This window comes from Kribbella sp. NPDC050281, from assembly GCF_040655855.1.
Taxonomy (GTDB): domain Bacteria; phylum Actinomycetota; class Actinomycetes; order Propionibacteriales; family Kribbellaceae; genus Kribbella.
In genome coordinates, this window is the sequence record NZ_JBFAKS010000017.1 from 155874 (window position 1) to 167435 (window position 11562).

An 11562-nucleotide genomic window follows, 5' to 3' on the forward strand; every position below is an offset into this window, starting at 1 on the left:
GACATCAACTCACCTCCTCGATGCTCCGAAGTTCCCGCCACCTTAGCCACGTTGTCAGGTGGTCGCACCGGATTTACGACTCGGTGGCCAGGGCGGTGAGGGGATCGGTGGTGGCGGGTGCCGTTGGGGTCCAGGTGTCGTCGACCAGGCGGTACGGGTGCCACCGGCCGTGATGGTCGAGTCTGAGCTGGATGTCCGGGCCGAGGGCGAGTTGGTTGCCGAGGACCTGGATGGTGAGCTCGTCGTCGGCGGCAAGCAGTTCGGTCCGGGCGCGGGCGAGCTCGGCGGGATCGGGTGTCCAGGTGTGGTCGAGGACGTCGAGGCCGGGCGCTCCGCCGTACCGCCAGGCTTGGATGCCCAGGGCAAGCTCTTCGCTCCGCCCGGTTGCGGTGGCCAGAGTGTCACTCAACTCGGGGAAGTCCGCGGCCAGTCGTACGGCGTCCTGCCATTCGTCGAGCCTCTGCGGCTCGCCGGTGCCGTTGAGCAGCGCACTCAACAACGCGCGAGCTCGCCGAGCGGCGTCCAGCACGAGCAGCGCCGACAGAGTCGGCCCGAAGCCTGCGGGCGCCTCGATCCCAGTCACCGCCAGCTCGTCGATGACGACCTTCCCCGGCAGGTCCGGAACGTCGGGCAGCTCGCCGACCGGAGTCGCGAGTACGTCGCGCAGTGACGCGCCGGCTTCGTCAGCTTCGTCAGCCGGTGCCGTCTGGCTCCTCGTTTGCAGTTGGTCGAGCAAGTCGTCGCGGGAGGTGCCGCGGAGAAGGAGGAGGACGAACGGGTCGGAGTCGAGTAGCCAGGCAACTTGGTAGCAAAGGGCCGCCGCGTGCTGGCAGGGGAGTTCCCACCCGTCGCAGGTACAGCTGGGGTCGAGGTCGCCGATACCGGGGAGCAGCGAGACGCCCGCGTCGGCTGCCGCTTCCACCAGATCGTGCGGCATCTCACCGTCGAGGAGCGCGGCGATGTGACCCGCGCGAGCGGCCACCCGGTCGAGGAAGCGGCTCCACTCGGAGGCACTCAGCTCATCGACGTGAACGACGGCCTCGAAGGTGTCGTCGGGGGAGTAGACCGTCGCCGCGATCCGGCCCGGGCTGATCGTGATCGTGCCGACCTGACCGGAGTTCGCGTACCGCCGCCCCTTCCGCAGCTGGTCCGCATCGAGCGAGGTGTCCTCGAGGGCCTGCACCCACGTCCGCGCCCACCACGACCGTCCTTGCGTACTCCGCCGCTGTGCCGGAAAGGCAGGAAATCCCTGAGCCTCCGTCATCGTGCACCTCTTAGCTCAACGAGGTCGGCGAGCTCGGTGTCGGAGAGTTCGGTGAGGGCCGCCTCACCGCCGGTCAGGACGGCTTCGGCGAGTTCACGCTTGCTGCTCAGCATCGTGGCGATGCGGTCCTCGATGGTGCCTTCGGCAATCAAGCGGTGCACCTGCACAGGCCGCGTCTGCCCGATCCGGTACGCGCGGTCCGTCGCCTGATCCTCGACCGCCGGATTCCACCACCGGTCGTAGTGCACGACGTGATCTGCCCGGGTCAGGTTCAGCCCGGTCCCGGCCGCCTTCAACGACAGCAGGAACACCGGCACCTCGCCGTCCTGGAACCGCTCGACCATCTCCTCACGCTTCGGCACCGGCGTCCCACCATGCAGCAGTTGCGTACCGATGCCGCGGTCGGCCAGATGCCGCTCGAGCAGCCGCGCCATCGCGACGTACTGCGTGAAGACCAGGACCGCGCCGTCCTCGGCCACGATCGTCTCCAGCAGTTCGTCCAGCAGTTCGAGCTTCCCGGACCGTCCGTTCAGGCGCGCGTCGTCGCCTTCCTTCAGGTACTGCGCCGGGTGGTTGCAGATCTGCTTGAGTCCGGTCAGCAGCTTCACGATCAGCCCGCGCCGCGCCATCCGGTCGCTGGCCTGCACCTCCGTCATCAGCTCGCGAACCGTTGCCTCGTACAACACCGCCTGCTCACGCGTGAGGGACACCGGCTGGTCGGTCTCCGTCTTCGGCGGCAACTCGGGCGCGATGCCGGGATCGGACTTGCGGCGCCGGAGCAGGAACGGCCGCACCAGCTTCGCCAGCCGCTCCGCGACCTCCTCGTCCTTGTCCGCCTCGATCGGCGCTGCCCACCGATTCCGGAACGTCCCGAGCCGGCCGAGCAGACCGGGCGTCGTCCAGTCGAGGATCGCCCACAGCTCGGACAGGTTGTTCTCCACCGGGGTGCCGGTCAACGCCACCCGCGCCTGCGACGGCACAGTCCGCAACGCCTTCGCCGTACTCGACGACGGGTTCTTCACATGCTGTGCCTCGTCGGCAACGACCATCGCCCACCGATGACCGGCCAGCCGTACGGCGTCGCGCCGCAAGGTGCCGTACGTTGTCAGCACGAAGCCGTGCTCGGCGTCGTCGAGTGATCTCGAGGAACCGTGGAAGCGACGTACCGCGGTGCCTGGTGCGAAGCGCTGGACCTCGCGCTCCCAGTTGCCGAGCAGGGACGCCGGACAGACCACCAGGGTGGGGCCTGCCGTGGCGGTCGACTCCTGGCGGTGCAGATGGAGCGAGATGAGCGTGATCGTCTTGCCCAGACCCATGTCGTCGGCCAGGCAGCCGCCGAGTCCGAGCGAGGTCATCCGGGAGAGCCAGCGCAGACCGCGGAGCTGGTAGTCGCGGAGGGTGGCGTGCAGGCCGGCCGGTGCCTCGATCGGTTCGTCGGCGCGGTCCGGGTCGGCGATCCGGGCGCGCAGATCGGCGAGCCAGCGGGTCGGCTCGATCGTGACTTGGCGGCCGTCGATCTCGGCGCTGCCGGTGAGTGCGGCGCTGAGGGCGTCGATCGCGGTGACTGGTTTGAGGATCCGCTCGCGGGCCTTCCGAGCCAGGTCGGGGTCGATCAGCATCCACTGGTCGCGAAGCCGGACCACCGGTCGGGTCGCCTCGGCCAGTTGATCCATCTCTGCCTCGGTCAGTGGCTCGCTGTCAGGGTCATTGCCGAGGGCAACCTGCCAGCTGAAGTCGAGGGTGGCGTCGCCGCCGAAGAAGCTCGGCAGGTCACTGGGCGGTCCGTCCGACGACGTGATCGCGGCCCGAGCGGTCAGCGCACGCCCGAGGCTGCGCGGCCAGTGCAGGTCGACCCCGGCTGCCGTCAGCCGCTGCGCCGATCCCGCCAGCAGCTCACCGACCTCCTCGTCGGCCAGCTCCATCCGATCCGGTACGGCGGAGTCCAGGAGGCGACCCAAGGGTGTCCACACGCGGGCGGCCCGCCGGATCGCCAGTGTCGCGTCGATCCGCGCCCGCGGACCGAACCCGGCGACGTCCTCGGCCCAGACGTCGTACGCGTCCCGCACCAAAGTCGGGTCCTTCAGGCTGTGCAGTTGCACTACCGCCGAGAACGCCAGTGAGTCGGCCATCTCGATCCGCAACGAAATCCGGACCCCGGTGTCCAAACCCACCGACACCTCGTCGGCCCACGACCGCAACCGCTCCGCCCGCTGCGGGGTGGACGCCGCGAACAGCCCGGTCTGATGTGCCTTCGCGGCTGCCGGCGACCGCGGCATCCCATCCGCGACCGCATCCACGAACGCCCGCACCAAATCCTCAGCAACAGGCAAACGCACCCCACCGCCACCGGCAGCCCCGATCGGCGCCGAGCCACCCGACGGGAGATCTGGTTCGAGGGGGAGGGCTCGGGCTGACGGTGGCATGGCTTCGGCTAGTTCGAGGAGGCGGGTGACATCGCTCGCATCGAGCGGACCGGCGCGCCAGGCGTCATGGCCAGCCGGGGAGACGCCGGGCAGAAGCTTGCCTCGGGCCACCAACTGCAGCGCGATCAGCGAGGCGCCGCCCCAGAACGCGGCGGACGGATGAGCACCCGGCGCGCGCCGCGCGCGGCCCAGCACCGGCACGGCCTCAGCGACGGTCAGCTCGATCGCGCGGACCGAGCGCGGCTCCGCGTCGACGACCAGCTCCAACTCCGTCTGCTCACCAACGCCCAGCGGAAGCTGCCCACCGGCCGGATCCCAGAACGCGATCCGGCCCTCCCGCGGCGGATCGGCCGGCTTGAACACCACCGCACACCCCGCCAGCTCCTGCTGCCCCGTACTCGCCAACCCGACGTCCTCCCTCACCACTTCGCATGCGATCCGCGGCAAACGACCTCAGACCGTGACAGCCTCCACATCAGCCGCACCGCTGTCCGGCTGATCGAACTGCGTCCGGTAAAGCTCCTCGTACCGACCGCGCGCAGCGAGCAGATCCGTGTGGGTGCCACGCTCGATGATCCGGCCGGCCTCGATCACGAGGATCTGGTCGGCGGCCCGGATGGTCGACAACCGGTGCGCGATCACAACCGCCGTACGTCCGGCCAGCGCCTCGGTCAGCGCCGCCTGGACAGCCGCCTCGTTGGTCGAGTCCAGCGCCGCCGTGGCCTCGTCGAGGATCACGACCCGCGGTTGCGCGAGGAGCAGCCGAGCGATCGTGAGCCGCTGCCGCTCACCACCCGACAGCCGGTACCCACGTTCACCGACCACCGTGTCCAGCTGATCCGGCAGCGATCTGATCAGCTCACCCAGCCGCGCCCGGGTCAGCGCATCCCACAGGTCGGCCTCCGAAGCTTCCGGCCGAGCGAGCAACAGATTCTCGCGGATCGAGTCATGGAACAGGTGACCGTCCTGCGTGACCATGCCGAGCGTTTCCCGCAGCGACTCCGCCGACACGTCCCGTACGTCGACCCCGGCGAGCTTCACCGCGCCCGAATCGACGTCGTACAACCGGGGGATGAGCTGCGCGATGGTCGACTTCCCAGCGCCGGACGAGCCGACGAGCGCGACCATCTGCCCGGGCTCGGCGCGGAAGGACACATCATGCAGCACCTCGACACCGCCGCGCGTGTCGAGCTTGGCGACCTCCTCGAGCGAGGCGAGCGAGACCTTGTCCGCGGACGGATACGCGAAGCCGACCTGCGCGAACTCGACCGCCACCGGCCCCTCGGGCACCCGGCCGGCATCCGGCTTGTCCTTGATCAGCGGCTCCAGATCCAGCACCTCGAAGACGCGCTCGAAGCTGACCAGCGCGGTCATCACCTCGAGCCGCGCACTCGCCAGCGCCGTGAGCGGTGAGTACAGCCGGGTGAGCAGCAAGGCCATCGAGACGACAGAACCCGCGTCGAGCTGGTCGCGCAGCGCGTAGAACCCGCCGAGTCCGTAGACGAGCGCCAGCGCGAGCGCCGACACGAGCGTCAGCGCGGTGACGAAGATCCACTGCACCATCGCGGTCCGCACGCCGATGTCGCGCACCCGCCGTGCCCGGATCGCGAACTCCAGTGACTCCCGCTTCGGCCGGCCGAACAGCTTCACCAGCGTCGCGCCCGGCGCCGAGAACCGCTCGGTCATCTGCGTGCTCATGGTCGCGTTGTAGTTCGCTGCCTCCCGCTCCAGCGCGGCCAGTTTGGTCCCGACCCGGCGGGCCGGTATCACGAAGATCGGCAGGAGGATCAGCGCGAGCAGAGTGATCTGCCACGAGACCCCGATCATCACGACCAGGGTGAGCACCAGCATCACCAGGTTGCTGACGACGCCGGACAGCGTGTCGCTGAACGCGCGCTGCGCCCCGATCACGTCGTTGTTCAGCCGGGAGACCAGCGCTCCGGTCCGGGTCCGGGTGAAGAAGGCGATCGGCATCCGCTGGATGTGGTCGAACACCGCCGTCCGCAGATCCAGGATCAGTCCTTCACCGATCCGCGCTGACAGCCAGCGCGTCCACAGGCTGATCCCGGCCTCGGCGATCGCGATCACCGCGATCAGGAGGGACAGCTGCAGAACGAAGCTGAACGCCTTCCCACCGACGATCGCATTGACCACCTTCCCGGCCAGCACCGGCGTCGCGACCGCGAGCACGGCCGCGCCGACGCTGAGCACGAGGAACGCGATCAGTTGCCGCCGGTGCGGGCGCGCGAAGGCGAGGATCCGCAGCAGTGTGGCCCGTGAGAACGGGCGTTTCTCGTCCTGGGCGTTCATCGCGTGGTACAGCGAGTTCCACGCGGTCATCTCCATGCTCACGGCTGTGCTCCGCTGGGATCGGTCGATCGGGAAGGTCGATGATTCAGGACAGCACCGACAGTTCCCGACCGTAGAACCTCGACAGTGCTTGAGGTCAATCGACTTTTAAACTGAGTACGCTGTACGAAGTGCGGTTGAGTGTAGCCAATCCGGAGGAATCGCGCACATGAATCAGGAGTACAGCGGCAGTGGCGACCCGGCGCGGAGCCTGGAGCTGCTCTGGCGCAGACGGCCGCAGCCGACCCGCGGGCCGAAGCCGGCGCTCACGGTGGAGGGGATCGTCGAGGCCGCTGTGCGCATCGCAGACGCCGAGGGGATCGGAGCGATGTCGATGCGCCGCGTCGCCGACGAGCTCGGCGCCGGCGCGATGACGCTGTACCGCTACTTCCCGGGCAAGGGCGAGTTGCTCGACGTCATGCTCGACACCGTGTACGGCGAACTGCCGCGGCGCGAGGTGGACGGGGACTGGCGAGCCCGGCTCGACGAAGTGGCCCGGGAGAACCGCGAGCTGTACCTGCACCACCCGTGGATGCTCCAGATCGCGGTCAGTCGCCCACCGCTCGGTCCGCACGTGATGGCGAAGTACGAGTACGAACTCGCGGCGGTCGAGGGCATCGGCCTGACCGACGTCGAGATGGATGCCACGGTGGCTCTGGTGAACGGGTACGTACACGGCGCCGTACGGACCGACGTCGAGGCGCGGCAGGTGATCCAGCGGTCGGGAATGACCGACAAGGAGTGGTGGCTGGCGCACGTGCCGCACCTGGACAAGATCGCCGACGCCCAGCGGTTCCCGCTCTCGACCCGGGTGGGGACGACGGTCGGGAATGAGTTCGACGCGCCGTACGACTCCGATCATGCGTTCGAATACGGTCTCGCGCGGCTCCTGGACGGCGTGTCCGCGCTGGTGGAGAACCGGTCTGGCCCGAAAGTGTGAAAAGAGTTGTGAGTGAGTACTCACTCAGTTAACCTCGACGGGTGACACCACGAGCCACACCACTGCCACCCGATGAACGGCGCGCCGCCATCGTCCGGGCCGCGCTGCCGTTGCTGGAGGAGTTCGGCGCCGAGGTGAGCACCAAGCAGATCGCCGAAGCGGCCGGGATCGCCGAGGGGACGATCTTCCGGGCCTTCGGCAGCAAGGACGCGCTGATCGATGCCGTGATGGCGACCGCGTTCGACACCAGTGACCTGATCACGGCACTGGAGAACGTCGACCGCTCGCTGCCGCTTCGGGAGCGCACCATCGCCGCGGTCGAGGTCGGTCAGAACCGCCTGCGCAGCGTCTTCAAGCTCATGTTCACCCTACGGATGCGCCGGCCGCCCGACTTCAAGTCCATGCCGATGGACGAGGCCCACCGCAAGCGCCAGTCCGACCTGGCCAACGCCGCGTTCGCCGACCTGCTCCGCCCGGATCAGGACCAGTTGCGCTTCCCGCCCGAAGAGGTGGTCCGCCGGATCGGGCTGATCACCTTCTCCGCCACCCACCCAATGATTTCCGGTGGCGTCGTACTGACCGCCGAGGAGATCGTCGACTTCGCGTTCGACGGTGTCCGCTGGCACGACTCCGGTCAGCATGCCGCCCCCGAGGGCGTCGCCGAGTACGCACTCGGCGGTGCCCGCCATCACGACTCTGGGGATGATCGATGTTAGTTCGACTCTTGCGTACGCACCTGCGTCCGTACGTGGGAAACCTGTCCATAGTGGTCGTCCTGCAGCTGATCGGGACGATCGCCTCTCTCTACCTGCCCAGCCTGAACGCCGACATCATCGACAACGGCGTGGCCAAGGGTGACACCGACTACATCATGCAGACCGGCGGCTGGATGCTGGCTGTCAGCCTGGTCCAGATCACCTGCACGATCATCGCGGTGTACTTCGGTGCGAAGACCGCCGCGCTGTTCGGCCGGGACGTCCGCGCCGCGGTGTTCCACCGGGTCGGCGAGTTCTCCGCGCGCGAGGTCAACCAGTTCGGCGCACCGACGCTGATCTCGCGCAGTACGAACGACGTCACCCAGATCCAGATGCTGGTGGTCACCACCTGCACGATGCTGGTGGCCGCACCGATCACGATGATCGGCGGCGTGTTCATGGCGGTCCGCGAGGACGTCGGCCTGTCCTGGCTGGTGGCAGTCGCCGTACCGCTGCTGGCGATCTGTGTCGGCTTCATCGCGAGCCGGATGGTCCCGCAGTTCCGGAAGATGCAGAAGAACATCGACGGGGTGAACCGGGTCCTGCGCGAGCAGATCTCCGGCATCCGGGTGGTCCGCGCCTTCGTTCGCGAGCCGCACGAGGTCGAGCGCTTCGGCGAGGCGAACCAGAACCTGACCGACACGGCCATCCGGGCCGGCCGGCTGATGGCGCTGGTGTTCCCGACGGTGATGCTGATCCTGAACGTGTCGAGTATCGCGGTGCTGTGGTTCGGCGCCTCCCGGGTCGAGAACGGGACGATGGAGGTCGGTGCGCTGACCGCCTTCCTGAGCTATCTGATCCAGATCCTGTTCTCGGTGATGATGGGCGTGTTCGTGATGATCATGGTGCCGCGCGCCGCGGTCTGCGCGGACCGGATCTCCGAGGTCCTCGACACCGAGTCCTCGGTCCGGCCGCCGGTCACCGCGATCAAGTCGTTCACCGGTCGCGGTCAGTTGGTCTTCGAGAACGCGTCGTTCCAGTACCCGGGGGCGGCCGAGCCGGTACTGCGCAACATCGACCTCGTCGCCTCGCCGGGGCAGACGACCGCGATCATCGGCAGCACGGGTGCGGGCAAGACGACGCTGCTCTCGCTGGTGCCGCGGTTGTTCGATGCCACCGGCGGGCGGGTGCTCGTCGACGGGATCGACGTACGCGACATCGAGCCGGAGGCGCTCTGGGAGCGGATCGGCCTGGTGCCACAACGGCCGTACCTGTTCTCCGGGACGGTCGCCAGCAACCTGCGCTACGGCAACCCCGACGCGACCGACGAGGACCTCTGGCACGCGCTGGAGATTGCCCAGGGCAAGGACTTCGTCGAGGCGATGCCGGAAGGGCTGGAAGCGCCGATCGCACAGGGCGGTACGAACGTGTCAGGCGGTCAGCGGCAGCGGCTCGCGATCGCGCGGGCACTGGTCCGCAAGCCGGAGATCTACCTGTTCGACGACTCGTTCTCCGCACTGGACCTGTCCACCGACGCCCGGCTGCGGGCGGCGCTGCGGCCGATCACGGCGCAAGCGTGTGTGGTGATCGTGGCCCAACGCGTGTCCACGATCGTCGACGCCGACCAGATCGTGGTGATCGAGGACGGCGCGATCGTCGGCAAGGGCCGGCATGACGAGTTGCTCGACACCTGTCCGACGTACGTCGAGATCGTCGAGTCCCAGCGATCCGCGGAGGAGGCGGCATGAGCGAGGAGAACAAGACCCCGCAACCCTCTCCGAACGGACAGGGGCCGGCGCCGGCCGGTGGTACGGCGACGGTGAAGGCGACCGAGCGGCCGACCACGGGCCGGGCGTTCGGGCCTCCGGGTGGTATCCCGGGGGACAAGTCGATGAACTTCGGTCCGTCGGCGAAGCGGCTGCTCGGGCGGTTGCGGCCGCATCGGCTCCAGGTGAGCGTTGTCGTCGCACTCGCGGTCTGCAGCGTCACGCTGTCGGTGCTCGGGCCGAAGATCCTCGGCCGCGCGACCGACATCATCTTCTCCGGTGCGATCGGCAAGCAGTTCCCGAGCGGTCTGACCAAGGACCAGGTGATCGAGCAGGCCCGGGCCTCGGGCAACGGCCGGCTGGCCGACCTGCTCGGCGGGATCGACCTGATCCCGGGCGTCGGCATCGACTTCGATGCCCTGCGCAACGTCCTGCTGATGGTGCTCGGCCTGTACGTCGGGGCGTTCTTCCTGTCCTGGATGCAGGGCTACATCCTGAACGGCGTGGTCCAGCGGACCATCCTCGCGCTGCGGTCCGACGTGGAGGGCAAGCTGAATCGGCTGCCGCTCAGCTACTTCGACGGCGCACCACGCGGCGAGCTGCTCAGCCGGGTGACGAACGACATCGACAACATTTCGACCAGCCTGCAGCAGACACTGAGTCAGTTGCTCACCTCGCTGCTGACGGTGATCGGCGTGGTCACGATGATGTTCGTGGTCTCGCCGCTGCTGGCCCTGATCGCGCTCGTCACGATCCCGATCTCGATGGTCCTGACCGCGGTGATCGCCAAGCGGTCGCAGGTCCGGTTCGTCGCCCAGTGGCGTCATACCGGCGCGTTGAACGGCCAGATCGAGGAGGCGTTCACCGGGCACGAGTTGGTGAAGGTGTTCGGCCGGCAGAAGGAGATCGAGGAGAGCTTCGCGAAGAAGAACGAGGAGCTGTACCAGGCCGCGTTCGGGGCGCAGTTCATCTCCGGTCTGATCATGCCGGTGATGATGTTCATCGGGAACATCAACTACGTGGTCATCGCCGTCATCGGCGGCCTGCGGGTCGCCTCCGGCACGATGTCGCTGGGCGACGTCCAGGCGTTCATCCAGTACTCGCGCCAGTTCACCCAGCCACTGACCCAGGTGGCCTCGATGGCCAACCTGCTGCAGTCCGGGGTCGCCTCGGCCGAGCGGGTCTTCGAGGTCCTGGACGCCGACGAGCAGGTGCCGGACGACGCGACGCCGGAGAAGGTCACCGACTCCCGCGGGCGGGTCGCGTTCGAGCACGTGTCGTTCTCGTACGACCCTGACAAGCCACTGATCACCGACCTGAGCCTGGTCGCCGAGCCCGGCCAGACGGTCGCGATCGTCGGTCCGACGGGTGCGGGCAAGACCACGCTGGTCAACCTGATCATGCGGTTCTACGAGCTGAACGGCGGGCGGATCACGCTCGACGGCGTCGACATCACCGAGCTGACCCGGCACGACCTGCGGTCGCGGATCGGGATGGTGCTGCAGGACACCTGGCTGTTCGGCGGCACGATCCGGGACAACATCCTCTACGGCAACCTGAAGGCCACCGAGGAGGACATGCTGGCCGCGGCCAGGGCGACGTACGTCGACCGGTTCGTGCACAGCCTGCCCGACGGGTACGACACGGTGATCGACGAGGAGGGCAGCAACGTCAGTGCCGGTGAGAAGCAGCTGCTGACCATCGCGCGGGCGTTCCTGGCCGATCCGCAACTGCTGATCCTGGACGAGGCGACAAGCTCGGTCGACACCCGCACCGAGGTCCTGGTGCAGCGGGCGATGGCCGCACTCCGCTCCGACCGCACCAGCTTCGTGATCGCCCACCGCCTCTCCACGATCCGCGACGCGGATCTCATCCTCGTCATGGAGAACGGCGCGATCGTCGAACAAGGCAACCACCGCGAGTTGCTCGCGGCCGACGGCGCCTACGCCCGCCTCTACAACGCCCAGTTCAGCGGCGCGGTAGTAGACATCGACGAGGAAGCCGCAGCCCTGACGCCGACCCCGGCGGCAGCCCCCGCCGTACGCCGATAATCCGGGCCGGGGGCGCCGACCCCCGCGGCCCCCGCCACACCCAATGTGGTGCCCAGACACACAGGCGGAGTGGG

The 11562-nt window shown here is 68.3% G+C and carries 7 protein-coding genes; 4 read left to right on the forward strand and 3 right to left on the reverse strand.

All coding sequences use genetic code 11. The features are described 5' to 3' along the window. Positions 1-73 precede the first annotated feature (73 nt). The 3 genes from AB0I34_RS20380 to AB0I34_RS20390 are packed head-to-tail and all read right to left on the reverse strand — an operon-like array spanning position 74 to position 6027. Entirely contained in the window at positions 74-1264 is a 1191-nt protein-coding gene (locus AB0I34_RS20380; RefSeq protein WP_360447053.1) for an SWIM zinc finger family protein, read from the reverse strand. Further along, a complete protein-coding gene (locus AB0I34_RS20385) occupies positions 1261-4092 on the reverse strand; it encodes a DEAD/DEAH box helicase (RefSeq protein WP_360447055.1) in 2832 nt (943 codons plus the stop codon). The genes AB0I34_RS20380 and AB0I34_RS20385 overlap by 4 nt, the downstream gene beginning before the upstream one ends. A gap of 48 nt (positions 4093-4140) precedes the next feature. Then, complete coding sequence (locus AB0I34_RS20390) at positions 4141-6027, reverse strand: ABC transporter ATP-binding protein (protein WP_360447074.1); 1887 nt, start codon at positions 6025-6027, stop codon at positions 4141-4143. A gap of 178 nt (positions 6028-6205) precedes the next feature. Here AB0I34_RS20390 and AB0I34_RS20395 point away from each other — a divergent pair, with 178 nt between their 5' ends. The 4 genes from AB0I34_RS20395 (at position 6206) to AB0I34_RS20410 (ending at position 11488) form a co-directional block, all read left to right on the forward strand. Further along, positions 6206-6976, forward strand: coding sequence for a TetR/AcrR family transcriptional regulator (locus AB0I34_RS20395; RefSeq protein WP_360447057.1), 771 nt, complete (start codon positions 6206-6208; stop codon positions 6974-6976). 41 nt (positions 6977-7017) lie between these two features. Continuing rightward, positions 7018-7692 carry a TetR/AcrR family transcriptional regulator gene (locus AB0I34_RS20400; RefSeq protein WP_360447059.1) on the forward strand — a complete coding sequence of 225 codons (675 nt, stop codon included), beginning with the start codon at positions 7018-7020 and terminating at the stop codon, positions 7690-7692. After that, positions 7686-9419, forward strand: a complete 1734-nt coding sequence (locus AB0I34_RS20405; RefSeq protein ID WP_360447062.1) for an ABC transporter ATP-binding protein — start codon at positions 7686-7688, stop codon at positions 9417-9419. Before AB0I34_RS20400 ends, AB0I34_RS20405 begins: the two co-directional genes overlap by 7 nt. Before the next feature lie 143 nt (positions 9420-9562). After that, entirely contained in the window at positions 9563-11488 is a 1926-nt protein-coding gene (locus tag AB0I34_RS20410) for an ABC transporter ATP-binding protein (protein ID WP_360447076.1), read from the forward strand. Positions 11489-11562: the final 74 nt, after the last annotated feature.